Source organism: Mycobacterium dioxanotrophicus (assembly GCF_002157835.1).
Classification (GTDB): domain Bacteria; phylum Actinomycetota; class Actinomycetes; order Mycobacteriales; family Mycobacteriaceae; genus Mycobacterium; species Mycobacterium dioxanotrophicus.
Window position 1 is genome coordinate 30,605 of record NZ_CP020809.1, and the last position, 25,406, is coordinate 56,010.

Sequence of the window (25,406 nt, forward strand, 5' to 3'; positions counted from 1 at the left end):
CCACACAATACGAGGCGGACGGGGCTCCTGTCAGGTCGGGTTCGGCTGGGCGGAACCTAGCCGTGCAGGCCCAGGAGCTGCGGCAAACCCGCCGCAGGCGCAGGTGCGGGGGCTGCCGCGGGCGCGGGCAAACCAGGTGCCGGGGCCGCAACGGGGGCCGGGGCGGGTGCGCCGGGTGCACTCACCTTGAACCCGGCCACGATCGCGTCGGTGGCATCGGCGGCTGCTGACACGCCCTGACTGGCCGCTCCCGAGTTGACCGACAGCGACACCAGGTAGCGGTCGGGACCGACGGTCGCGATGACGTGCCGACGTGACGTATTGAGGGTCTGGCTGTCGGCCCGGTAGCTGCCCTCGATGAACGACGACGGGAAGCCGTTGAAGTCGCCCATCGTCATGTCGGTGGTCTGCCAGGCCATCTGCTGCAGGCTGTCGACATAGCCGTGGCTGATCGCTTCGACCGGGTCGAAGTTGCCGATGAGCTTGTAGACCACGACCTGGGCGTTCGGCGTGTACAGATCGGTGCTGGACCGGTCGGCGATCACCGCGAAGGCGTCCGGGACGTTCGGATCGGGCACCGTGGACCAGCCCTGCGGCATAGGCAGCACGATGCTCAGCGCGGTGAAGTTGCGGCTGACCTGGGGTTCGAGCTTGACCCCTTTGCTCTTGAAGTAGTCGGCGATGGTGCCGGAGGTCGCCGGGACGATGGCCGGGGTGGCCAGTTGCGGCGCCGCTGCGGGAGCGGCGACCGGAAGCGCAGCCCCCGGCGCGGGTGCGGGGACGCCCGGGGCTGCGGCTCCGGGGGCGACGGGGCCGGCCAGCCCCGCCGGTGCGGCGGCGACGGTCACGGTCTGGGTCACGGTGGCCGGGCCTGGTGCGGGAGGTTGCGGGAGGAGTGGCTCGGCAGAGGCAGTCTGTCCCGCCACGCCGATGACACCGGCCATCCCCGCGGCCAGTCCAGCTGCCAGAACCCGCCAGCGGCGGGCGATCTCGATCATTCCTCGGTCCTTCCAAAAGGTGCGGGCAGATACTGCCCTTCCCTGCGTAGGCGCCGACTGTATCCACCGGCATGGGTTTGCCACCAGACACTCAACCGACCTGGAATCAACCCCTGACACGGCTGCGACGGAACCGATACCAAGCCGTGCCCTTCGGGGGTGCACGGATGGCTGGTGAGCTGGCATTTCGGTCCCGCAGCGGTCGCCTTATACCCTGTTGGTCGTGACCGAACCCGCAACCACCCAGCCAGGCGCAGATACTTCGCGTGCGGGCGACACCCCGGGGCACCGCTACACCGCGGAGCTGGCCGGGGAAATCGAGCAGGCCTGGCAGGAACGGTGGCACGTGCTGGGTACTTTTAATGTCGCCAACCCGGTCGGCACGCTGGCGCCGACGGACGGCTCGGCCGTCCCCGTCGACAAGATGTTCGTGCAGGACATGTTCCCGTATCCGTCGGGTGAGGGTCTGCACGTCGGTCATCCGCTGGGCTACATCGCCACTGACGTGTACGCCAGGTACTACCGGATGACGGGTCGTAACGTTCTGCACGCGTTGGGCTTCGACGCGTTCGGTCTGCCGGCCGAGCAGTATGCGGTCCAGACCGGCACGCATCCCCGGACCCGCACCGAGGCCAACATCGTCAACTTCCGGCGTCAGCTGGGCCGGCTGGGCCTGGGCCATGACGCCCGTCGCAGCTTCGCCACCACCGACGTCGACTTCTACAAGTGGACCCAGTGGATCTTCCTGCAGATCTACAACGCCTGGTTCGATCCGGAGCAGAACAAGGCTCGGCCCATCGCCGAGCTGGAGGCCGAGTTCGCCTCGGGTGCCCGGGTTCTGGACGACGGTCGGCAGTGGTCGCAGCTGAGCCGTGCCGAGCAGGCCACCGTCATCGATTCGCATCGGCTGGTGTATCGCGCCGATTCGATGGTGAACTGGTGTCCGGGACTGGGCACAGTGTTGGCCAACGAGGAGGTCACCTCCGACGGCCGCAGCGACCGCGGCAACTTCCCGGTGTTCCGTAAGCGGTTGCGGCAGTGGATGATGCGGATCACCGCCTACTCCGACCGGTTGCTCGAGGATCTCGATGTGCTGGATTGGCCGGACAAGGTCAAGACCATGCAGCGCAACTGGATCGGCCGCTCCACGGGCGCGCAGGTGCATTTCGGGACCGACGCCGGTGACGTCGAGGTGTTCACCACCCGCCCGGATACGCTGTTCGGCGCCACCTATCTGGTGTTGGCGCCCGAACATCCGCTGGTCGAGAGGCTGACCGCCGCGGCATGGCCGGACGGCGTCGACAGCCGGTGGACCTACGGTGGCGCCACGCCCGCCGAGGCGGTGTCGTCCTACCGGGCCGCGATCGCCGCGAAGTCGGATCTGGAACGCCAGGAGAACAAGACCAAGACCGGCGTGTTCCTCGGTGCCTACGCCACCAATCCGGTCAACGATCACAAGATCCCGGTCTTCATCGCCGACTACGTGCTGATCGGCTACGGCACCGGGGCCATCATGGCGGTGCCCGGCGGTGACCAGCGGGACTGGGACTTCGCCACCGAGTTCGGCCTGCCCATCGTGGAAGTTGTTGCCGGAGGCGATATCTCGGTGTCGGCCTATACCGGCGAGGGCACCATGGTGAACTCCGCCTACCTCGACGGGCTGGACATCGAGACGGCCAAGGCCACCATCGTCGAGCACCTCGAGGCCGCGGGCCGCGGGCAGCGCCGCATCGAATACAAGCTGCGGGACTGGCTGTTCGCGCGGCAGCGGTACTGGGGCGAGCCGTTCCCGATCGTCTACGACGCCGACGGCCAGGCCCATCCGCTGCCGGAATCCGCTCTGCCGGTGGAACTTCCGGATGTGCCCGACTATTCACCGGTGTTGTTCGACCCCGACGACGCGAGCAGCGAACCGTCCCCGCCGTTGAACAAGGCGACCGAGTGGGTGCATGTCGAGCTGGATCTCGGCGACGGCCTGCAGAGCTACACCCGCGACACCAACGTGATGCCGCAGTGGGCCGGCAGCTCCTGGTACGAGCTGCGCTACGCCGACCCGCACAACTCGGAAGAGTTCTGCGACAAGGTGAACGAGGCCTACTGGATGGGCCCGCGCCCCGAACTGCACGGCCCGGCCGATCCCGGTGGGGTGGATCTGTACGTCGGCGGTGTCGAACATGCGGTGCTGCACCTGCTGTACTCGCGGTTCTGGCACAAGGTGCTCTACGACCTGGGCTACGTGACCTCACGCGAGCCGTACCGGCGTCTGGTCAACCAGGGCTACATCCAGGCGTTCGCCTACACCGACTCCCGGGGCAGCTACGTGCCCGCCGCCGAGGTCGTCGAGCGGGACGGCAAGTTCTACTACGAGGACAACGAGGTCAACCAGGAGTTCGGCAAGATCGGCAAGAGCCTCAAGAACTCGGTCTCGCCCGACGAGATCTGCGACGAGTACGGCGCGGACACGCTGCGCGTGTACGAGATGTCGATGGGTCCGCTGGAGGCGTCGCGGCCGTGGGCCACCAAGGATGTCGTCGGCTCTCACCGGTTCCTGCAGCGGGTCTGGCGCGCGGTGATCGACGAGACCACCGGCGCCGAACGCGCCGCCGAGCACGAGGCGCTCGACGACGCGACGTTGCGGATCCTGCATCGGACCATCGCCGGGGTGACGGAAGACTATGCGGCCCTGCGCAACAACACCGCCGTCGCCAAGCTGATCGAGTACACCAACCACCTCACCAAGGAAGGCGTGTCGTCACGCGATGCGCTCGAACCACTAGTGTTGATGCTGGCGCCGCTGGCACCGCACCTGGCCGAGGAGCTGTGGAAGCGGCTGGGGCACGACACCTCGCTGGCGCACGGACCGTTCCCGGTGGCCGACCCGGCCTACCTGGTCGACGACACTGTCGAGATGCCCGTCCAGGTCAACGGCAAGGTGCGCGGCAAGGTCACGGTGGCCGCGGATGCGGACAAGGGCGCGCTGGAAGCGGCGGCTCTGGCCGACGAGAAGGTGCAGGCGTTCCTCGACGGGAAGACGCCCAAGAAGGTCATCGTCGTGCCCGGGCGGCTGGTCAACCTCGTCGTCTGAGGCTCAGATCAACCGGGGCGCACCACGATCTCGTGCACGTGCCCGTCGGGCGGGGTGGTGACGGCCGTGGCGACGAGGCCCGCGACGGTCTCCGGGCGCAGGAACCGGCCCGGGTCGTAGTCGCGCTCCTCGTACGCAACCAGGTCACGCTGCATGTCGGTATCGGTGCGCCCCGGGAAGATCGACGTCACGCGCAGTGCCGGCTCGTCGTCACGCAGGGAATCGGCGAAAGCGCGCAGCGCGAACTTGGTCGCCGAGTACGACGCCATGCCGGGCGAAACCTTCTGTCCTGCACCGGAATTGATGAATACCACGTGCCCGCGGGCCGCCCGCAGGGCAGGCAGCAGCGCGAGCGTCAGCGCCACGGCACCGGTGACGTTGATCTCGAAGCTGGCCCGCCACTCCTCCGCCGAGGACTCGCCGACCCGGCCGGGATAGAGCACGCCTGCGTTGTGCACCAGCACGTCGAGCTCGGCGAGCACTTCGGAGCTGGCCTCGATCGAATCCTGGTCGGCGAGGTCCAGCGGCCAGGTTGGCGCGCCGAGGCGCTCGGCCAGCGCGTCGAGCCGGGCCGACGGGCGGCCGGCCAGCAGCAGCGTGTGGGTGGGTGCGAGAGCGGCGGCGATGGCTGAGCCGATGCCGCCGCCGGCCCCGGTGATCAACGCGGTGGGCACGGTCGCAACTCTACTGAGAGGGCGCGGGCGGCTGCGAGCCTGCGAGTTTCGCGCGCGCGTCGCATGATGGTACGGATGCCACCGGATCCCAGCTTCGCTCCCACGCAGCTCGCCGCCCGCGCCGCCTATCTGCTGCGCGGCAATGACCTGGGTGTGATGACCACGGCTGCGCCCTTGCTGTATCCGCACATGTGGAGCTGGGATGCGGCGTTCGTCGCGATCGGGCTGGCGCCGCTGAGCGTCGAGCGCGCCATGGTGGAACTGGACACCCTGCTCTCGGCGCAGTGGCACAACGGGATGATTCCGCACATCGTCTTCGCCAACGGCGTCGACGGTTACTTCCCCGGCCCGGCGCGATGGGCCACCTCGGCGCTGGCGGCCAATGCGCCCCGCACGCGCCACACGTCCGGTATCACCCAGCCGCCCGTGCACGCCATCGCCGTGCAGCGCATCCTGGACAACGCCCGCACTCGCGGCCGGTCCACCCGCGCGCTCGCGGCGTCGTTCCTGGACCGGCGGTGGGACGATCTGGTGCGTTGGCACCGCTGGCTCGCCGAGAGCCGCGATCAGAACGGACGCGGCCGGATCACGCTGTACCACGGCTGGGAGTCCGGGATGGACAACTCGCCGCGGTGGGACAGCGCCTACGCCAACGTGATTCCCGGCGCCGTGCCGGAGTACCAGCGCGAGGACAACACCATCGTCACCGACGCCAGCCAGCGGCCGTCAGACCTCGAGTACGACCGCTACCTGTGGCTGCTCGAGGAGATGAAATCGGTGCGCTACGAGGATCATCTGCTGCCGAAGGTGATGAGCTTCGCGGTCGAGGACGTCTTCGTCTCGGCTATCTTCTCGGTGGCCTGTCAGGTGCTCGCCGAGATCGGGGAGGACTACAAGCGACCCAACGCCGATGTCCGCGATCTCTACGCGTGGGCCGACCGGTTCCGTGCCGGCGTGGTGGAGACCACCGATGAACGCACCGGCGCGGCAAGGGATTACGACGTGCGGACCAAGAAGTGGGTGGCCACCGAGACCGTCGCCCAGTTCGCGCCGCTGCTGTGCGGCGGGTTGCCGCACCAGCGGGAGCGGGCGCTGCTGCGACTGCTCGAGGGGCCGCGCTTCTGCGGGCATCCGGACCTGCGTTACGCGTTGATCCCGTCGACGTCGCCGGTGTCGCGGGACTTTCGGCCCAGGGAGTACTGGCGCGGCCCGGTGTGGCCGGTGATGACGTGGCTGTTCTCGTGGTGCTTCGCCCGGCGGGGCTGGGCCGAGCGGTCGTCGGCGTTGCGCCGGGAAGGGCTGCGGCAGGCCAGCGACGGCACGTTCGCCGAGTACTACGAGCCGTTCACCGGGGAGCCGTTGGGCAGCATGCAACAGTCGTGGACCGCGGCCGCGGTGCTCGACTGGTTGGGTTGAGCGGGCTCAGCCGCAGCCGGGACAGTCCGAATTTGCTGGGCTGTCAGCGTTGTCGCGCCGTTCGGCGTTGTGCGCGCCGCCCTGGTCCTCGGGGTCCTGTCCGGCCAGCCGCTCCAGCGGAGCCAGTGCCTTGGCCAGGGTTTCCAGATCCTCACTGCTGAGCCGGGCGAGCCGGGTCGCGAGGTCGGCCCGCCGCGCCGCGAGGGATTCCCGGTGCTGGACGAGGCCGCGCGGCGTGACGTCGACGAGAACGGCCCGCAGGTCCGACGGATCGCGTGAGCGCTTGACCAGGCCGAGTTTCTCCAGTCGGCGGATGGCGACGGTCGTGGTGGGGGTGCGCACCCGCTCCCGGGCGGCGAGTTCGGTCATGCGGATCGGGCCCTGATCCAGCAGGGTCAGCAAGATGGACAGTTGGGCCAGCGTGAGCTCACCCGCTGTGCCCTTGTGCGTGTCTCCACGGCGCAGCACCGAGAAAACCTTGGAGAGCACCCGCTGCAGTTCCCCTGCCAGCTCGGTGACCTGGGATTCGGTCTCCACCATAGTTCGCTAGTCTAACCTGTCTGGACCTGACGCGACGCCAGCTTGCGAGGTTTGCCAAACTCGCGCATCAATTCACAGCTGCTCCCTCTGCCGCTCACAGCACCTGGGACAGAAAACGCCGCAACCGGTCGGTTTCGGCGGCTTCGAAAATGTGTTCCGGGCTGCCTGACTCGACGACCACGCCGTGGTCCATGAACACCACGGTGTCCGCCGTCGACCGGGCGAAGCCCATCTCGTGGGTTACCGCCACGATGGTCATCCCGTCGGAGGCCAGGTCCGCCATCAACGCCAGGATGCCCTTGACCAGTTCGGGATCCAGCGCCGAGGTGGCCTCGTCGAAGAACATCACCTGCGGCGCCATCGCCAGCGCCCGCGCGATGGCGACGCGCTGCTGCTGACCACCCGAAAGCGTGGCGGGCCGGACATCGGCCTTGTGCCGCAAGCCGACTCGATCCAGCTGGGCAAGCCCCAGCTCGCGGGCCGCGTCGGCGTCGAGGCCCTTGAGCTTGCGCGGGCCCAGGGTCACGTTGTCCAGCACGCTGCGATGCGGGAACAGGTTGAACTGTTGGAACACCATGCCGATGCGTTGGCGCAACTGGTCGGGATTGTCGGCCAGTACGGAACGCCCGTCGAGCAGGATGTCGCCGGCGTCGGGCTCGTAGAGCCGGTTCAGGGTCCGCAGCAAGGTCGATTTGCCGGACCCGGACGGCCCGATGATGGCGGTGGTGGTACCGGCGGGCACATCCAGGTCTACCCCGCGCAGCACCGCGTTCGGACCGAACGCGAGGTGGATGCCCTTGGCTGTCAACGAGACTGGTTCGGAACCCGGCATCAGATCATCTCCTGCTCGACGGCTGCCACGGGGTCTTCCTCGGCGGGGGGCCTGCCGCGGCGCAGCCGGTTGTCGACGAAGTTGACCAGGTGCGTCAATGGAATGGTCAGCAGCAGGTAGAACAACCCGGCCGCCACCAGCGGGGACAGGTTGCCGGTCTGCGCGTTGAGGTCGCGGCCCACTTGGAACAGCTCACGCTGGCTGGCCACCAGGCCCAGGAAGTACACCAGCGACGAGGCTTTCAACAGGGAGATGAACTGGTTCATCAACGCGGGCAGCACGCGCCGCACGCCCTGCGGGATCACCACCAGGCGCATCGAGGAGGTATAGCTGAAGCCCAGTGCGCGAGACGCTTCCAGCTGTCCGGCCTCCACGCTCTGGATGCCCGACCGGAAGATCTCCCCGATGTACGCCGCGGCCATCAAACCGAGTGCGGCGATACCCAGCGGGTAGGGGTTGTTGCCGGTGAGCGAGCCGACCACGGGCCCGATGCCGAGCCCGATCAGCAGGATGATCACCACTTCGGGCAGCCCGCGGAAGATGTCGGTGTAGACCCGGGCAGGCCAGCGCAGCCAGCGGGACCGCGAGATGCCTGCGACCGCCAGTCCCATCCCGAGCACGAGTCCGATGATGCTGGCGCAGACCGTCAGGATCACGGTGTTGGGCAGCCCGGTCTTGAACAGGATGGGGATCGCGTGCTTGTAGAGCTCCCAGTCCAGGAACGAGTCGGCCAACTGGGACAGCGTGGATTTCGGTGCCACGGCGCCGTTGTCGCCGGATTTCTCGCGCGCGGCGGCGATCGCGCTGAAGTCCGGTAGCTGCGGCACCGGGGCGGCCTTCGATCCGGGTTTCCACCCCGGCGGCAGCGCGCGCGGCACCCAGTCCGAATACAGCCGGGCCCACGTGCCGTCGGCGATCACGGCGTCGAGCCCGGAGTTCAGTGCGTCGATCAGTGGCTTGTTCTCCTTGGCCACCGCCCACGCGACGAAATTGTCCAAGCTGAAGGTGTTTTCGACGATCTGCGCGGGATCGCCTGGCTGCACGGTGCCCGAGGCCTGTTGCGACGGTGCGACCCAGGCATCGATCTGGCGGGTCTTGAGGCTCGCGTAGACGGTGGCGTAGTCGGGGAACTTCACCGGCTCCAGGTGCAGGGTGTCGACGACGTAGGCCTCCTGCACGGTGCCCTGCACCACGCCGATGCGCTGTCCCGGTGCGAGCTTGCCGAAGCCGGTGATCGGCGAGCCCGTGGGGACCACGAGCGAGAAGTAACCGAAGTCGTAGCCGTTGGTGAATCCGACAGTGCGCCTGCGGGCGTCGGTGGTGGTGATCGACGACGACGCGACGTCGAACCGGCGCGCCGCGGTCTGCGCCAGCAGCCCCGAGAACTCCGTGCCGACGAAGTTGATCTTCAGGCCGAGCTTGTCCGCCACGGCCCGCAGTAGTTCGTTGTCGAAACCGGTGAACTGTCCGCTGGAATTGATGCAGATGCTGGGCGGAGCGTCCGAGAGCGTGCCGACGGTCAGCACACCGGGCGTCCCCAACCCGAGGCTCTCCAGCTTGACGGTGTTCAGCGGCTGCACCGTCGGCGTGGTGTATTTGTCGGCGCCTGGACCTGTGGCGGCGGCCGCCAGGTTGGTCGGCAGCGCACTGGCGCTGTTGATTCCGGGTGGCGCGCACTGGTCGGTGTCGGCGCGGGCCGGGCCTGCCAGCGTCAACCCCATGACCATCAGGATCGATGCCATCAGCGCCGGTAGCCGTCTGATGCTCATCGTTGCAACCTAGTGGTCACGCCCGCAGCAGTGCGGGGTTCTGCTCAAGGCGACCGCAAGTCGCCGAACACGCCACGGCGGGTCAACTCGGAAATCATGATCTGCGCCATCTGGTTTGCCCGCTGCACGCAGGCGTTCTGCGCGTCCTGCGGATCGCGGCCGTGGATGGCCGCGGTTTCGTCCTCGTAGCTCGCCAGGAAGTCGGTCTTGGCCCGCGGATAACCCACCCAGAACTCGATGGGCGCAAAGCTTTTGCCGGCCCGGATGGCCGCCTGCAGCCGCGGGCCGGCGTACTCGTCGTTGATCGCGTCGCGGTAGAGCCAGCAGGCTTCCTGAAACGACCGGGTGTCCTTGGCCGAGCGCATGATCCGCAGGGTGTCGTCGAGTTGCGCCAGGATCCGCGGCGTGGGGTTGGTGGCGCAGCGCGCCGAGGCGATGCCGTTGAGGATGCCGTACAACTCGTGGTGTTCGGCCACGGTGGCCTCATCGAACCGGGATACGAAGGCGCCGCGGTGATACCGCGTGGACAGGATGCCGTCGTGCTCCAGTTGCACGACGGCTTCCTGGATGGGGACCCGGCTCAAGCCGAGATCGCGCACGATTTCATTGCGATCGATCCGGTCGCCGGTGCGCAGCTTGCCGGTCATCACCAGATTGATGATGTGGGTGACCACCTGGTCTTTTTCCTTGACCCCGTACTTCTTCGGCACCCCGCGAGCCCCCTTCTGTGACACCGATGCGCAGAGTGTCGCATGCGATGGGCGGCACAGCGATATTTGTCGTACGTATGGACGACGGTATTCGCGTCAGCCGCCGTTGCGCCCATCCCGCCAGCGGATCAGGGCCTCGGCTGAGGCCAGGTCGTAATCGGGGCCGTTGACGCCGACGGTCAGGATCGTGACACCGAGGTCGGCCAGGGCGTCGGCCTCGGCGAGCATGGCATCGATCCCGCCGCTGTCTTGCACGCCTGCCGAGCGCACGATGGTTTCGGGATCGCGCCCGACGCTCGCGCAATGCTCACCGAGCACCTGCGCCTTGCCCGGGTAGGTGTTGCGGTCGACAAATGCGTGCCACATGTCGGCATGCTCGGCGACCAGGCGCAGGGTCTTGCGCTCGCCCTGCCCGCCGATCAGGATCGGGATGTCGCGGGTGGGGGCGGGGTTGAGTTTGGCCAGCCGGGCCCGGATCCGCGGCAGGGCGGCAGTCAGATCGTCGAGCCGGCTGCCCGCGGTGCCGAAGTCGTAGCCGTACTCGTCGTAATCCTTTTGCTTCCAACCCGATCCGATGCCCAGGATGAGCCGTCCATCGCTGATGTGGTCGACCGTGCGGGCCATGTCGGCGAGTAGTTCGGGGTTGCGGTAAGAGTTGCAGCTCACCAGCGCACCGATCTCGATGCGCGACGTCTGTTCGGCCCAGGCACCCAGCATCGTCCAGCATTCGTAGTGCGCACCGTCGGGATCGCCGTAGAGCGGGAAGAAATGGTCCCAGTTGAACGCGATGTCGATGCCGATGTCCTCGCAGCGACGGACCGCGTCGCGGATGTAGCTGTAGGTGGGGGAGTGCTGCGGCTGCAGCTGGACGCCGATACGAATGGGTGAGGTCATCACCTCACGTTATCCATTCGGGCCCGCACCGCCTGCGATGCCATCGTGAATTCACCGCGAATTGTGACCTGAATAGGCTGGGCATCGTGCGGCAGCTGGGAACGGTGATATCGGCAGCGCTTCTGATCGCGGCGACGGTCGCAGGCTGTCACAGCCCCACCGGGTGAGAGCCGTCAGGTCCGGCCACCTCTGAACACGCACCACCACCGGCCCCGCCGCCATCCGCGGCCACGCCGAACTTCCCCCGCTTCGACGACTTCACCGCCGTAGGAGAGCAGACCTACGCGCTGCCAGGGCGCGGCGTCTGGTTCTCCACTCCCACGGGCGCCACGTGTGGCTTCGGCTCATCCGAAATATCTTGCTACGGAACCATTCCCGGGGCACCCGCCGCAGCGAACGCGGTGGCGGTGCGGTTCGGGCAACCGGCCTGGTTCATGAAGACAACGGTGACGCCGCCACCTGAGGCGGCGCCGTTGCCGCCTGGTTCGCGGCTGACCGCAGGAGGCTCCGAATGCGTTGTGGATTCTCAGCAGCTGACGGCGTGCCGGTTTCCCGGTGACCCGGCGGCGGGGTTCGTCATCGAGGCGGGCGCCACGGCGCTCACTCCAGTCGCGGTTCTGCCCAGTGCTTTTCCCGATCCTCGTCGGTATGCCATCGACGGCGTTACGGACTACACGGTGGGCCAGGGCCCCAAGAACATCACCCGGTACTTCGACGTCGATGGTGGCCTGCGCTGCGATCTCACGGCGTACTCGGGTGTCCGAATCCATTGTCAGGGACCGATACCCGGCCGCGGCGAGGTCAACCGCGCCGTCCTCGCCCACTCTTACTCGAAAACGACTCTGCGCCCAGGGCGTCGATGTGCGAGAAGCACACGCCCCGGGCGCAGACTCAACGAAAAATCAGCCCTCGATGAAGGTCTCCAGCTGGGCGCGGGCGACATCGTCCGGCAGCTGCTTGGGCGGGCTCTTCATCAGGTAGGCCGACGCCGCCTCGACGGGGCCACCGATGCCGCGGTCCTTGGCGATCTTGGCGGCGCGCACCGCGTCGATGATCACACCGGCCGAGTTCGGCGAGTCCCACACCTCGAGCTTGTACTCCAGGTTCAGCGGCACGTCACCGAAGGCGCGGCCCTCCAGGCGCACGTAGGCCCACTTGCGGTCATCGAGCCAGCCGACGTGGTCGGACGGGCCGATGTGCACGTCCTTGGTCTTGAACTCGCGCTGCAGGTTGCTGGTGACGGCCTGGGTCTTGGAGATCTTCTTGGACTCCAGGCGCTCGCGCTCGAGCATGTTCAGGAAGTCCATGTTGCCGCCGACGTTGAGCTGCATGGTGCGATCGAGCTGCACGCCGCGGTCCTCGAACAGCTTGGCCATCACGCGGTGGGTGATGGTGGCGCCGACCTGGCTCTTGATGTCGTCGCCGATGATCGGGACACCGGCGTCGGCGAACTTCTTGGCCCACACGGGATCCGACGCGATGAACACCGGCAGGGCGTTGACGAACGCGACACCCGCGTCGATGGCGCACTGGGCGTAGAACTTGTCGGCTTCTTCGGAGCCCACGGGCAGGTAGGACACCAGCACGTCGACCTTGGCGTCCTTGAGCGTCTTGACGACGTCGACCGGATCGGCGTCGGACACCTCGATGGTGTCGGCGTAGTACTTGCCGATGCCGTCGAGGGTCGGGCCGCGCTGCACGATGACGTCGCTCGGCGGCACGTCGGCGATCTTGATGGTGTTGTTCTCGGAGGCGAAGATCGCCTCGGCCAGGTCGAAGCCGACCTTCTTGGCGTCCACATCGAACGCGGCGACGAACTTCACGTCGCGGACGTGGTACGGGCCGAACTTCACGTGCATCAGCCCGGGCACGGTGGTGTTCTCGTCGGCGTTCTGGTAGTACTGCACGCCCTGGACCAGGGACGACGCGCAGTTACCGACGCCGACAATGGCGACCCGGATATCTCCTGCGTGCTCAGACATGGACGGTCTCCTTACTCAATTCGGTACTGCTCGGCAGTGGCCTGGGTTTTGGGCTGGGCTGCACTCAGGTGTTCTCTGGGCGGCTTTGACCCAGTCGTTCAGCCGCGATCAATTCGTTGAGCCATTTCACTTCGCGCTCGCTGGACTCCAGCCCCAACTGGTGGAGCTGACGGGTGTAGCGGTCGAACGAGCTGCTGGCCCGCGCCACGGCTTCGCGCAGACCTTCCCGGCGTTCCTCTACCTGACGACGGCGCCCCTCCAGGATCCGCATCCTGGCCTCGGCCGGAGTGCGGTTGAAGAAGGCGAGGTGTACCCCGAAACCGTCGTCGGAATAGTTCTGCGGGCCGGTATCAGCCACCAGCTCCGCGAACCGCTGCTTGCCGGCGTCGGTGAGCTGGTAAACCCGGCGCGCGCGGCGCACCTTGGTCGGCCCGAGCGGTGCTGCATCCTCGACGATCAGCCCGTCGGTCTGCATGCGTCGCAGTGCCGGGTAGAGCGAACCGTACGAGAAGGCCCGGAAGGCGCCAAGTAGACCCGTCAAGCGTTTACGCAGCTCGTAGCCGTGCATGGGAGATTCGAGCAGAAGACCCAGGATGGCGAGCTCCAGCACCGACATCACCCCCTCGACAGGACATGTGTCGATCGCTACGACGGATCAACACCTCGTGCCACTGTATCGCGCCGATATATTGCGTGACAAACGAATTGCCAAAGTGCACCATTTGTCACCTCGACCGCGCCCGACCAGGGGTTTTGCCGTCGCAGCGCTCGTCAGGGCTGGTCAGCGGCCGCCGATCACTGCTTCGCGTAGACCTCTTTGGGTGTGCCGTCCGGGGCCAGAACCATGTAGCCACCGCCGAAATCACCGCTGACGCGAATGGTGATGTTCACCGCATCCGGGGTCGCCGGATCCTTCGACGGCGTGATCTCCACCCAGGTGTACTTCACGTCGGCCCGCGGCACGTTGAGGGATTCCGGGGCGCCGCGCAGCATGCCGATGACCGCGTCGAAGTTGAACTTGGCCAGGTCGACGAGGCGGTCCCCGTCACTGAGCGCACTGGGAGGCGACGAGCTGGGGTCGCCCCAGCCGCCGCGGTAGTCGTACTCGATCTTGCGACGGTTGTCGTTGGGGTCGGCGCGGTCCAGCGAGGCCCAGTCCTCCCTGATCTGCAGCTCGTAGCCCGTGGTGTCGCCGAACTTCTTGCGCATCTGCTCGAACAGCCCGTTGAACCCGCCGAGCGAGAGCAGTTGGCGTGGCGAGGTGAGCACCTTGGCGGGGATGCCGTCGGATTTGGCGCCCGGATCGGTGGTGAAGCTCAGCGGGGAGGTGGTGTTGCCGTACAGACCCCAGCCGATACCGATGCCCAGCAGCACCAGCACCACCGCCATCGCCAAGCGCACACCCCAGCCGGCGCGCGCCGTTCCCGTCAGGCGTCGTACCCGCGGTTCGTTCAGCGTCGGCAGCTGCACCGGGGCGTTGGAGTTCTGCAGGTCCTCGACGAGGGTGGCGAGCTGACCCAGCGTGGTCGCGTTGGTGGCCGCGCTGACCCGCTGGCGGTGCTCCTCCATCGACAGCTGACCTTCCTCCAAGGCACTGTCGAGCACTTTGCAGGTGTCGTTGCGGTCGCTGTCCTTGGCCCGCGTCATGGCGCTTCGCGGGGAGGATTGCCTTGTTGCCACGCCGATGATCGTAGGAGCTGCAGACACGGTCGCGCCTCGGTGGTGTGAGGGCCGACGTACTCTGGTCAACGTGCGATTGCAGAGACAGGTGGTGGATTACGCGCTTCGGCGGCGGTCCCTGCTGGCTGAGGTCTACTCGGGGCGCACTGGCGTCTCCGAGGTCTGCGACGCCAATCCGTACCTGCTGCGCGCCGCGAAGTTCCACGGAAAAACCAGTTCGGTGATGTGCCCGATCTGCCGTAAGGAACAGCTCACGCTGGTGTCGTGGGTATTCGGAGAGCATCTGGGCCCGGTGTCGGGTTCTGCGCGGACGGCAGAGGAACTGGTCCTTTTGGCGACGCGCTACGACGAGTTCGCAGTACACGTGGTGGAGGTATGCCGGACCTGCAGTTGGAACCATCTGGTCAAGTCGTATGTGCTCGGTACGCCCCGTCCTCCGGCGGCGCGCAAGCCACGACGAACTCCCACCACGCGCAAGCCCGCGCGTACGGCCAGTGAATAGCGAAGAGGGCCAGCACCGGTCAGCCGACGACGTCCAGAACGCGGCTGGCCGTCTTGGTGCACGCGGGCCCCGGGGCGCCCATCGTTCGCGCTCGGCGGTGCCGCCGGATGACCGGCTGACCACTGTGCTGCCCCCGGTCCGCGAAGGCGGCCCGGCCCCGATCGACGTCGTGCGCGCGGCGATGGACCGCACACCGCCACCGAAGTCGCCGCCTCCTCCGCCCCGCCCCCGGGCGGCCGCGGTCCGGGCGGACCGTCCGAGCCGCCGGCGGGACCGCCGCAACCGCGCAAGCAGTTCCGGGTCAACTGGAAGTGGGTGCGGCGCGGGCTCGTCGCGGCGGTGGCGGTGATGGTTCTGCTGCCGCTGGTGACCTTCGGTATGGCCTACATGATCGTCGACGTCCCGCAGCCGGGGGACATCCGCACCAACCAGGTGTCGACCATCCTGGCCAGCGACGGCTCCGAGATCGCCAAGATCGTGCCGCCGGAAGGCAACCGGGTCGACGTCAACATCGATCAGATCCCGGTGCACGTCCGCAACGCGGTGATGGCGGCCGAGGACCGCGACTTCTACACCAACCCAGGCTTTTCGTTCACGGGTTTCCTACGTGCCATCAAGAACAACCTGTTCGGCGGCGAACTCCAGGGTGGGTCGACCATCACGCAGCAGTACGTGAAGAACGCGCTGGTGGGCGACGAGCGCTCCGGGTTGGGCGGTCTCGTGCGCAAGGCCAAGGAGTTGGTCATCTCGACGAAGATGTCCAGCGAATGGTCCAAAGACGCCGTGATGCAGGCCTACCTGAACATGATCTATTTCGGTCGCGGGGCGTACGGGATCTCCGCGGCGTCCAAGGCGTACTTCAACAAGCCCGTGGAACAGCTCGACGTGGCCGAGGGGGCGCTGCTCGCGGCGCTGATCCAGCGCCCGTCGACGCTGGATCCCGCGGTCGATCCCGACGGCGCCGCCGAGCGGTGGAACTGGGTGCTCGACGGCATGGTCGACATGGGTGCGTTGTCGGCCGGCGACCGGGCCAAGCAGGTGTTCCCGCCGACCGTGTCGCGTGACCAGGCCACCCAGCAGAACCAGACCACCGGCCCCAACGGTCTGATCGAGCGGCAGGTCATGAAGGAGCTGATGGGGCTCTTCGATGTCAGCGAGCAGACGCTGAACACCGAGGGCCTGCAGATCACCACCACGATCGACCCGCAGGCGCAGCAGGCCGCAGAGAAAGCCGTGACCAAGTACATGGACGGCCAGGATCCGGACATGCGGGCCGCGGTGGTGTCGGTCGACCCGCATGACGGCGCCATCAAGGCGTACTACGGCGGCTCCGACGCCAACGGGTTCGACTTCGCCCAGGCGGGGTTGCCGACCGGGTCGTCGTTCAAGGTGTTCGCGCTGGTCGCCGCGCTGCAGCAGGGCATCGGCCTGGGCTATCAGGTGGACAGCTCGCCGGTCACCGTCAACGGCATCAAGATCACCAACGTCGAGGGCGAGGGCTGCGGGGTCTGCTCCATCGCCGAGGCGCTCAAGCGTTCGCTCAACACCAGCTACTACCGGCTGATGCTCAAGCTCAAGAACGGGCCGGAGGATGTCGCCAAGGCCGCCCACGACGCGGGCGTCGCCGAGAGCTTCCCCGGCGTCGAGCACACGCTGTCCGAGGACGGCAAGGGCGGCCCGCCGAACAACGGCGTCGTGCTGGGCCAGTACCAGTCCCGGGTGCTCGACATGGCCTCGGCGTACGCCACGCTGGCCGCGTCGGGCGTCTACCACAAGCCGCACTTCGTGCAGAAGGTCGTGAACTCCGCGGGCCAGGTGTTGTTCGACGCATCGGCGCAGGACAACGGTGACCAGCGCATCGACAAGGCCGTTGCCGACAACGTCACCTCGGCCATGCAGCCGATCGCCGGGTACTCGCGCGGGCACAACCTCGCGGGTGGACGCTCGTCGGCAGCCAAGACCGGCACCGTCCAGCTCGGCGACTCCGGAGCCAACCGCGACGCATGGATGGTCGGCTACACGCCGTCGCTGTCGACGGCGGTCTGGGTCGGCACCACCGAGGGCGTCAAACCGCTGGTGAACCAGTGGGGTTCGCCCGTCTACGGTTCCGGTCTGCCGTCGGACATCTGGAAGTCGACCATGGACGGCGCCCTGCAGGGCACCGACAACGAGTCCTTCCCGAAGCCGACGGAGATCGGCGGCTACGCCGGTGTGCCACAGGCGCCGCCACCGCCGCCACCGGGCCAGCAGAACGGACCCCTGGTGCCCAATCCGACGATGCCGTCGGAGACCGTCATCCAGCCGACCATCGAAGTGGCGCCGGGCATCACGATCCCGGTCGGCCCCCCGACGACCGTGCCGATCGCACCGGCGCAGCCGGCTGAACCGGTTGTCCCCGGTGGTCCCGGCGCGCCCATGCCGCCTCCGTGACGGAACGGGAATTGGTTTCACCGGCGCCGCTCGCGGGGGACACCCGTGAGGCGGACGATCGTGACCTGCCCAGCCGCAACGACGTCCTGAGTCGGGCGCTGTCGTATCCGTTCGGTGGTCCGGTCGGCCGGCATGCGGTGATCGGGCGGGCGCGGTTCATGACGCCACTGCGCGTGATGTTCATCATCGCGATGGTGTTCCTGGCGCTGGGCTACTCGACCAAGGCCGCCTGCCTGCAGACCACCGGCACGGGCACCGCCGGCCAACGCGTCGCCAACTGGCAGAACAACCGGGCGTACTACGAGCTCTGCTACTCCGACACCGTTCCGCTCTACACCGCAGAGCTGTTGAACCTCGGCAAGTTCCCGTACAAGTCGAGCTGGCAGGAGAACGACTCGACGGGTAAGCAGCGCATGCAGTACGACGGCGAGCCCGCGGTGCGGTACATGGAGTATCCGGTGCTCACCGGCATCTACCAGTACGTGTCGATGGCCCTGGCCAAGACGTACACGGCCGCCACCACGGTGATTGCGCTTCCGGTCATCGCCGAGGTGGTGATGTTCTTCAACATCGCCGCGGTCGGGCTGGCGCTGGCGTGGCTCACCACCATCTGGGCGACGGCGCGCATGGCGGGCCGACGCATCTGGGATGCCGCGCTGGTGGCCGGCTCACCGATCTTGATCTTTCAGATCTTCACCAACTTCGACGCTTTGGCGACGGCCGCGGCGGCCGGGGCGATGTTCGCGTGGGCCCGCCGTAAACCCGCGCTGGCCGGTGTTCTGATCGGGCTGGGAGTGGCGGCCAAGCTCTATCCGCTGCTGTTGCTGCTGCCGCTGGCGATGCTGGCGGTGCGCACCGGGCGGATGCGGCAGGTCGGCACGACCGCACTGGCCGCGGTCGGCACCTGGGTGGTGGTGAACCTGCCCATCATGGTGATGTTCCCGCGGGGCTGGTCGGAGTTCTTCCGGCTCAACACCCGGCGCGGCGACGACATGGATTCGCTGTACAACGTGGTGAAGTCGTTCACGGGGTGGCATGGGTTCGACCCGAATCTCGGGTTCTGGCAACCGCCGACGGTGACCAATGCGGTCACCGCGGTGTTGTTCGCGGCATGCCTGATCGTCATCGGCTACATCGCGCTCACCGCGCCACAGCGGCCCCGGGTGGCGCAGTTGGCGTTCCTGGTGGTCACGGCATTCCTGTTGACCAACAAGGTGTGGAGTCCGCAGTTCTCCCTGTGGCTGGTGCCGCTCGCCGTTCTCGCCTTGCCGCACCGCCGAATCCTGTTGGCGTGGATGACGATTGACGCGCTGGTCTGGATACCGCGGATGCTCTATCTGTACGGGGAGGCCAACCGTGGGCTGCCCGAACAGTGGTTCACCACGACGGTTCTGCTGCGTGACATCGCCGTGATGGCGTTGTGCGCGTTGGTGATCCGCCAGATCTACCGGCCCGAACTCGACCTCGTGCGCCACGGCGGCCGGATCGACGATCCGACCGGTGGGGTGTTCGACGGTGCTCCGGACAACCCGCCGCGCTGGTTGCCGGACTGGCTGCGGCCCGACCGCGACCGGGTGCGCGTGGAACCGGCGCCCGAACCGCAACCCGCCGAGAGTGCTTCAGTTCAGCCCTGAAACGGCGAATATGGCTGCGGCGCCAGTGGATTGGGCTTGGCCTGGATCCATGCGGTGGTCGCAGGAAGCAGGGCCAGCACCAGCGTCGCCACCGGAAAGACCAGACCGAGCACGGCAAAACCACCACCGCCGTAGTAGCCGTAGCGCGCTGTGACGGCTGCACTCAGACCGAGACTGATCAGGCTGCCCACGATGGTCATGGCGCATCCCGCGACCACGAGCCAGCGGCCGATCATCTTGCGCTGCAACAACGTAATGGCTCCAGCCAACAGCACGATCCCGACGACGACGCTGATCAGCACCGTGACGACCAGCAGGGCGGACACGCCGCCGGAGAGCTCCGAACTTCCCAAGGTCGAGTCGCTGTTGATCGCCGCAAGGCCGATCAGCCCGAAGATTCCGGCTCCGAGGTTGGCCAGAGCGCCGAGTCCGGCCAGCACACCCGCGGTGATGCCTGTGCCACCGCTCGGCGATGCGGGCGCCAGGGGCGGCATCGCGGACGGTTGGTATCCGCCGGGAAACCCGGGCTGTTGCGGGTAGCCCTGTTGTTGCGGGAAGCCCGGCGGTGGATAGCCCGGCTGCTGCGGATACCCGGATTGCTGCGGGTAACCGGGTTGCTGGGGGTAACCGGGCTGCTGCCCGGGAAACCCCTGACCGTAGGGCCCGTTGGGATAGCTCACAGATCCCCCGATCCTCGAAGAATGACGACCTCACCTTATAGCGATTTCACAGCTCAGGCGCGTTTCGGGTAGCCTGGGCCGGTTGCCGACGCAGGCGACCCTCCTGCCACGGAATCCGCCGTGGCCGAAACGACCATAGGAGGTGATGAGGTTCTAATGCGTCCATACGAAATCATGGTCATTCTCGACCCCACACTTGACGAGCGCACCGTAGCTCCCTCGCTGGAGACGTTCCTGAACGTCGTCCGCAAGGATGGCGGCTCTGTCGACAAGGTTGACATCTGGGGCCGTCGCCGGCTGGCGTACGAGATCTCCAAGCATGCCGAGGGCATCTACGCCGTCGTCGATGTCAAGGCCGAACCGGCCACCGTGTCCGAGCTCGACCGTCAGCTCAACCTGAACGAGTCCGTGCTGCGGACCAAGGTGCTGCGGACCGACAAGCACTAGGCGAACCGCCCCAGGCTGTCATTCGCGTTGCGTAGGCTCGCGCGAAACAAGCCCATCCTCAGGAGGATCTCGTGGCTGGTGACACCACCATCACCGTTATCGGAAACCTGACCGCCGACCCGGAGCTGCGGTTCACGCCGTCCGGTGCGGCCGTCGCCAACTTCACCGTTGCGTCGACACCACGCACGTTCGACCGTCAGACCAATGAGTGGAAAGACGGCGAGGCGCTGTTCCTGCGCTGCAACATCTGGCGCGAGGCGGCCGAGAACGTGGCCGAGAGCCTCACCCGCGGTTCGCGGGTGATCGTTCAGGGCCGGCTCAAACAGCGCTCCTTCGAAACCCGTGAGGGTGAGAAGCGCACCGTCGTGGAGCTCGAGGTCGACGAGATCGGCCCGTCCCTGCGTTACGCCACTGCCAAGGTCAACAAGGCCAGCCGCAGCGGCGGTGGTGGCGGCGGCTTCGGTGGTGGCGGCGGCGGAGGCTTCAGTGGCGGCGGGGGAGGCTCCCGCCAGTCCGAGCCGAAAGACGATCCCTGGGGCAGCGCGCCCGCGTCGGGCTCCTTCAGCGGGGCTGACGACGAACCGCCCTTCTGATCAACATCGAAATTTTTGCAAGGAAGAGATAACCAATGGCCAAGTCGAATACCAAGCGGCGGCCGGCACCGGAGAAGCCGGTCAAGACCCGCAAGTGCGTGTTCTGCTCGAAGAAGGGGCAGAACATCGACTACAAGGACACCGCGCTGCTGCGCACCTACATCAGCGAGCGTGGCAAGATCCGCGCCCGCCGCGTGACCGGCAACTGTGTCCAGCACCAGCGCGACATCGCTGTCGCCGTGAAGAACGCCCGCGAGGTGGCTCTGCTGCCGTTCAGCTCGTCGACGCGGTAGAGGGGAACATCATGAAGCTGATTCTCACCGCTGAGGTGGAGCATCTGGGCGTCGCCGGCGACGCCGTCGAGGTCAAGGACGGCTACGGCCGCAACTACCTGCTGCCCCGTGGGCTGGCCATCGTGGCCTCCCGTGGTGCCGAGCGCCAGGCCGAAGAGATCCGCCGGGCCCGCGAGACCAAGGCCGTGCGGGGTGTTGAGCACGCCAACGAGCTCAAGATCGCGCTCGAGGGTCTGGGCGAGGTGTCGCTGCCCGTCCACGCCGCTGCCGACACCGGCAAGCTGTTCGGATCGGTCACCGCGGCTGATGTCGTCGCAGTGATCAAGAAGGCCGGCGGGCCGAACCTGGACAAGCGCACCGTCCAGCTGCCCAAGGCGCACATCAAGTCGGTCGGCACCCACCCGGTGACGGTTCGGCTGCACACCGGCGTCGAAGCCACGGTCTCGTTGAACGTGGTGGCCGGATAACAGCCACGTAAGTGGCCGAGGTCTAACGACAGCGTCAAAACGCCCGGGTCGGGTCCGTCATCGGATCCCACCCGGGCGTTGCTGTGTCTACCGCGAACATTATGAGTGAAACGCTGGACAGCGAATCTAACCCGGCGTTAACCTCACCGGCCCTTGTGTGCAACACAACACGCCCGAGGTGGCAACCCGTCGCGACACGCCGTGACAATTCCCATCCACAGTTGCGAACTGGGTCGTTATCCACCTGAACTGGGCCTATGCGAACTGACTCGGCAGTAATCCACAGGTTCTCCCCAATGAGTCAACATCGCTACCCACAGATATCCCCACGCCATCCACAGGTTCGTTAACAGGCCGGGTTTGCGGGGTCGCCAGCAACGTCTACCGTAAGCTGCCGCGAGGCGTTCCACGGTTTTGTCGGAACCCTGTTTTACAGTCGCAGTACCGTTTCGAATAGACGTTCGAGCCTGTCGTCAGACCGGTCTTGAAGTGGGGGTGGAAGTCCGTGGCTGTCGTCGATGATCTGGGGCATCCAGATGGGCCTCCTGATATGGACGGCGCACCGCCGAGCGAGGACTTCGGCCGCCAGCCTCCGCAGGACATGGCAGCCGAGCAGTCGGTGCTGGGCGGCATGCTGCTCTCCAAGGACGCCATCGCCGACGTGCTGGAGCGGCTCCGGCCCGGCGACTTCTACCGCCCGGCCCACCAGAACGTCTACGACGCGATTCTGGACCTCTACGGCCGCGGTGAGCCCGCCGACGCGGTCACCGTGGCGGCCGAACTCGACCGGCGCGGTCTGTTGCGCCGCATCGGTGGAGCCCCGTATCTGCACACCCTGATCTCCACGGTGCCCACCGCCGCCAACGCCGGCTTCTACGCCGGCATCGTGGCCGAGAAGGCCCTGCTGCGCCGTCTGGTGGAAGCCGGGACACGTGTGGTGCAGTACGGCTACGCGGGGGCCGACGGCGCCGACGTGACCGATGTGGTTGACCGGGCGCAGGCCGAGATCTACGACGTGACCGAGCGGCGCGCGTCAGAGGACTTCGTCCCGCTGGAAGACCTGCTGCAGCCCACCATGGACGAGATCGACGCGATCGCGTCCCAGGGCGGTATCTCGCGTGGTGTGCCGACCGGGTTCACCGAACTCGACGAGATCACCAATGGCCTGCACGCCGGGCAGATGATCATCATCGCCGCGCGTCCCGGTGTCGGGAAGGCACTCGCGCTCGACACCCCGCTGCCGACCCCCAACGGGTGGACCACGATGGGCGACGTCGTGGCCGGGGATCTTCTGCTGGGCGCCGACGGTGAGCCCACGCAGGTGCTGGCCGCGACCGACGTGCTGCTGGATCGGCCGTGCTACGAGGTCGAATTCGCCGACGGCACCGTGATCGTCGCCGACGCGCAGCACCAATGGCCGACGGGGGACGGGATTCGGACGACAGCCGCGCTGCGACCCGGGCTGCACGCCATCGCCGCACCGGCCTCCGGCGGCGGCGCCGCGGTGTTGACGCCGGTCTGTCAGATCGTCGGCGTGCGGCGCCTGCCGAGTGTGCCGGTGCGCTGCGTGGAGGTCGACAATCCCGCGCATCTGTACCTGGCCGGGCCGGCCATGGTGCCGACCCACAACTCCACCCTCGGCCTGGACTTCATGCGGTCCTGCTCCATCAAGCACCGGATGGCCAGCGTCATCTTCTCGCTGGAAATGAGCAAGTCCGAGATCGTCATGCGCCTGCTCTCGGCCGAGGCGAAGATCAAACTCGGCGATATGCGTTCGGGCCGCATGAGCGATGACGACTGGACGCGGCTGGCGCGCCGGATGAGTGAGATCAGCGAGGCGCCGCTCTACATCGACGACTCGCCGAACCTCACCATGATGGAGATCCGCGCCAAGGGCCGACGACTGGCGCAAAAAGCCGATCTGCGGCTGGTCGTGGTCGACTACATGCAGCTGATGAGCTCCGGCAAGAAGTACGAGTCACGTCAGCAGGAAGTGTCGGACTTCTCCCGAAGCCTCAAGCTGATGGCCAAGGAACTCGACGTGCCCGTGGTGGCGATCAGCCAGCTGAACCGTGGGCCCGAGCAGCGCACCGACAAGCGCCCGCAGGTGTCCGACCTTCGTGAGTCGGGCTGCATGACCGCGAACACGCGAATCCTGCGGGCCGACACCGGCGCTGAGGTCACCTTCGGTGAGTTGATGGCGACCGGTGAGCGCCCACTGGTCTGGTCCCTCGACGAGCAGAAGCGCATGGTGGCGCGGCCGATGACCAATGTCTTCTACAGCGGCCACAAAGAGGTCTTCAAACTCCGTCTGGCGTCCGGCCGCGAGGTCGAGGCCACCGCGAACCATCCGTTCCTGACGCTCGACGGCTGGATTCCGTTGGGCGAGTTGGCCATCGGCGATCGGTTGGCGACACCACGCCGTGTTCCCGAACCGGTTCAGACCGAACGCATGCATGACTCTGAAGTCGTGATGCTCGCGCACATGATCGGCGACGGCTCATGCGTGAAACGCCAGCCGATCCGCTACGCCAGCATCGACAAGGCCAACCTCGATGCGGTGGAGATCTCAGCGGCCTACTTCGGGGTGACTCCGGTTCGGGACGAGTACCCGGCCGCTCGCGTCACGACGATGCGGCTGCCCGCGCCGTACCGACTGACTCATGGCAAGCGCAATCCGATCGCCGCCTGGCTGGACGAGCTGGGTCTCTTCGGCAAGCGCAGCCACGAGAAGTTCGTTCCCAAAGAGGTTTTCGCGCTGCCGAACGATCAGGTGGCGTTGTTCTTGAAGCACCTCTGGGCGACCGACGGGTCGGTCCGTTGGGACGCCAAGGGCGGCCAGGCGCGGATCTACTACGCCACCACAAGCCGGCAGCTGGCCGACGACGTGACCCAGCTGTTGCTGCGGGTCGGGGTGTACGGACGTATCGTTCGCACACGGAAAGTTGGCTACCGGGACTGCTGGCACGTGTGTGTCGATCGAGCTGAGAACCAGAAGCGGTTCCTTGCGCATATCGGAGTACACGGTGCGCGTGGCGAGAAGGCCCGCGAAGTTCTGCAAGAACTCGAGAAGCGGACGTGTAGGCCAGGTTCCGACACTGTGCCCCACGAGGTTTGGGGCACCGTGCGATCAGTGATGGAAGTGCGCCAGTGGACGAACCGCGATCTGAGTCTCGCAGCGAACGTAACGGTGTCAGAAGCACGGTGGAAGCATGACCCGGGCCGCTCGACACTGCATCGTGTAGCGGCGGCGCTGCAAGACCGGAGACTCCACGATCTTGCAACTAACGATGTGTTCTGGGACAAGATCGTCGAAATCAAAAGTATTGGTACTCATGACGTCTACGACGGGACCGTGCCGGGAACGCACAACTTTGTCGCAAATTTAGTTAGCCTACATAATAGTCTCGAGCAGGATGCCGACATGGTCATGCTGCTGCATCGGCCTGACGCGTTTGATCGCGATGACCCACGTGGCGGCGAAGCCGACATCATCCTCGGCAAGCACCGCAACGGGCCGACCGCCACGATAACCGTTGCGCACCAACTGCATCTGTCGCGGTTTACGAATATGGCGCGGTAGGCGACGACGGTTGTAGGGTCTCACGGATCGTGGCGGAATCTCACGAGTGATCGCGGAGTGATGGCGGATCCGCCAGGTTCGTGAGACACGCGGGTTGTTCAATCCCGAGCGTCCGTCGACGGCCATGTGACGATCAGTTCACCGAAGCAGTCTGATCCGATCCAGGGCCGAGGTGATTGCCGTGGGCCACAGTGGAG

At 66.7% G+C, this 25,406-nt stretch carries 20 protein-coding genes and 1 pseudogene; 10 read left to right on the forward strand and 11 right to left on the reverse strand.

What is annotated here, in order from left to right; all coding sequences use genetic code 11:
• Positions 1-56 precede the first annotated feature (56 nt).
• A complete protein-coding gene (locus tag BTO20_RS00150) occupies positions 57-998 on the reverse strand; it encodes an LpqN/LpqT family lipoprotein (protein WP_087072374.1) in 942 nt (313 codons plus the stop codon).
• Between the two features lie 223 nt (positions 999-1,221).
• Here BTO20_RS00150 and leuS point away from each other — a divergent pair, with 223 nt between their 5' ends.
• Positions 1,222-4,083, forward strand: coding sequence for a leucine--tRNA ligase (gene leuS / locus BTO20_RS00155; protein WP_087072376.1), 2,862 nt, complete (start codon positions 1,222-1,224; stop codon positions 4,081-4,083).
• Positions 4,084-4,091: 8 nt separating this feature from the next.
• Here the strand turns inward: leuS and BTO20_RS00160 are convergent, their stop codons facing one another.
• The gene (locus BTO20_RS00160) at positions 4,092-4,757 is read right to left on the reverse strand and encodes an SDR family oxidoreductase (RefSeq protein WP_087072378.1); all 666 of its coding nucleotides are present in this window, start codon (positions 4,755-4,757) and stop codon (positions 4,092-4,094) included.
• Between the two features lie 75 nt (positions 4,758-4,832).
• On the opposite strand from BTO20_RS00160, the gene ggh reads away from it, so the two are divergent.
• A complete protein-coding gene (gene ggh, locus BTO20_RS00165) occupies positions 4,833-6,173 on the forward strand; it encodes a glucosylglycerate hydrolase (protein WP_087081390.1) in 1,341 nt (446 codons plus the stop codon).
• A 6-nt stretch (positions 6,174-6,179) separates the two neighbouring features.
• Here the strand turns inward: ggh and BTO20_RS00170 are convergent, their stop codons facing one another.
• The 8 genes from BTO20_RS00170 to BTO20_RS00205 all read right to left on the reverse strand — a co-directional run bounded on the left by BTO20_RS00170 (position 6,180) and on the right by BTO20_RS00205 (position 14,547).
• Complete coding sequence (locus BTO20_RS00170; protein ID WP_087072380.1) at positions 6,180-6,713, reverse strand: MarR family winged helix-turn-helix transcriptional regulator; 534 nt, start codon at positions 6,711-6,713, stop codon at positions 6,180-6,182.
• A gap of 94 nt (positions 6,714-6,807) precedes the next feature.
• Positions 6,808-7,545 carry an amino acid ABC transporter ATP-binding protein gene (locus BTO20_RS00175; protein ID WP_087072382.1) on the reverse strand — a complete coding sequence of 246 codons (738 nt, stop codon included), beginning with the start codon at positions 7,543-7,545 and terminating at the stop codon, positions 6,808-6,810.
• The gene (locus BTO20_RS00180; protein WP_087072384.1) at positions 7,545-9,314 is read right to left on the reverse strand and encodes an ABC transporter substrate-binding protein/permease; all 1,770 of its coding nucleotides are present in this window, start codon (positions 9,312-9,314) and stop codon (positions 7,545-7,547) included. The genes BTO20_RS00175 and BTO20_RS00180 overlap by 1 nt, the downstream gene beginning before the upstream one ends.
• Positions 9,315-9,358: 44 nt before the next feature.
• Entirely contained in the window at positions 9,359-10,024 is a 666-nt protein-coding gene (locus tag BTO20_RS00185) for a GntR family transcriptional regulator (protein ID WP_087072386.1), read from the reverse strand.
• A 96-nt stretch (positions 10,025-10,120) separates the two neighbouring features.
• The gene (locus BTO20_RS00190; protein WP_087072388.1) at positions 10,121-10,918 is read right to left on the reverse strand and encodes an LLM class F420-dependent oxidoreductase; all 798 of its coding nucleotides are present in this window, start codon (positions 10,916-10,918) and stop codon (positions 10,121-10,123) included.
• Positions 10,919-11,820: 902 nt separating this feature from the next.
• A complete protein-coding gene (locus BTO20_RS00195) occupies positions 11,821-12,900 on the reverse strand; it encodes an inositol-3-phosphate synthase (RefSeq protein WP_064945917.1) in 1,080 nt (359 codons plus the stop codon).
• 64 nt (positions 12,901-12,964) lie between these two features.
• The gene (locus BTO20_RS00200) at positions 12,965-13,510 is read right to left on the reverse strand and encodes a PadR family transcriptional regulator (protein WP_198344436.1); all 546 of its coding nucleotides are present in this window, start codon (positions 13,508-13,510) and stop codon (positions 12,965-12,967) included.
• A gap of 185 nt (positions 13,511-13,695) precedes the next feature.
• A complete protein-coding gene (locus BTO20_RS00205) occupies positions 13,696-14,547 on the reverse strand; it encodes a DUF1707 SHOCT-like domain-containing protein (protein ID WP_087072392.1) in 852 nt (283 codons plus the stop codon).
• Positions 14,548-14,650: 103 nt separating this feature from the next.
• Here BTO20_RS00205 and BTO20_RS00210 point away from each other — a divergent pair, with 103 nt between their 5' ends.
• The 3 genes and pseudogenes from BTO20_RS00210 (at position 14,651) to BTO20_RS00220 (ending at position 19,146) form a co-directional block, all read left to right on the forward strand.
• A complete protein-coding gene (locus BTO20_RS00210; protein WP_062828870.1) occupies positions 14,651-15,082 on the forward strand; it encodes a DUF5318 domain-containing protein in 432 nt (143 codons plus the stop codon).
• Positions 15,075-17,512 (forward strand): annotated as a pseudogene (locus BTO20_RS00215) (transglycosylase domain-containing protein). Before BTO20_RS00210 ends, BTO20_RS00215 begins: the two are co-directional and overlap by 8 nt.
• Positions 17,509-19,146, forward strand: a complete 1,638-nt coding sequence (locus BTO20_RS00220; RefSeq protein ID WP_087072394.1) for a glycosyltransferase family 87 protein — start codon at positions 17,509-17,511, stop codon at positions 19,144-19,146. The pseudogene BTO20_RS00215 and the gene BTO20_RS00220 overlap by 4 nt, the downstream one beginning before the upstream one ends.
• Here the strand turns inward: BTO20_RS00220 and BTO20_RS39815 are convergent.
• Positions 19,137-19,826, reverse strand: a complete 690-nt coding sequence (locus BTO20_RS39815) for a hypothetical protein (RefSeq protein ID WP_198344199.1) — start codon at positions 19,824-19,826, stop codon at positions 19,137-19,139. The genes BTO20_RS00220 and BTO20_RS39815 overlap by 10 nt on opposite strands.
• A gap of 156 nt (positions 19,827-19,982) precedes the next feature.
• Here BTO20_RS39815 and rpsF point away from each other — a divergent pair, with 156 nt between their 5' ends.
• The 5 genes from rpsF (at position 19,983) to BTO20_RS00250 (ending at position 25,209) form a co-directional block, all read left to right on the forward strand.
• A complete protein-coding gene (gene rpsF / locus BTO20_RS00230) occupies positions 19,983-20,273 on the forward strand; it encodes a 30S ribosomal protein S6 (RefSeq protein WP_087072396.1) in 291 nt (96 codons plus the stop codon).
• Between the two features lie 71 nt (positions 20,274-20,344).
• Positions 20,345-20,866, forward strand: coding sequence for a single-stranded DNA-binding protein (locus tag BTO20_RS00235; RefSeq protein ID WP_083164282.1), 522 nt, complete (start codon positions 20,345-20,347; stop codon positions 20,864-20,866).
• Between the two features lie 35 nt (positions 20,867-20,901).
• The gene (gene rpsR / locus BTO20_RS00240; protein WP_018603057.1) at positions 20,902-21,159 is read left to right on the forward strand and encodes a 30S ribosomal protein S18; all 258 of its coding nucleotides are present in this window, start codon (positions 20,902-20,904) and stop codon (positions 21,157-21,159) included.
• 11 nt (positions 21,160-21,170) lie between these two features.
• Entirely contained in the window at positions 21,171-21,626 is a 456-nt protein-coding gene (gene rplI / locus BTO20_RS00245; protein ID WP_087072398.1) for a 50S ribosomal protein L9, read from the forward strand.
• A 505-nt stretch (positions 21,627-22,131) separates the two neighbouring features.
• Positions 22,132-25,209, forward strand: coding sequence for a replicative DNA helicase (locus BTO20_RS00250; RefSeq protein ID WP_198344200.1), 3,078 nt, complete (start codon positions 22,132-22,134; stop codon positions 25,207-25,209).
• Positions 25,210-25,406: the final 197 nt, after the last annotated feature.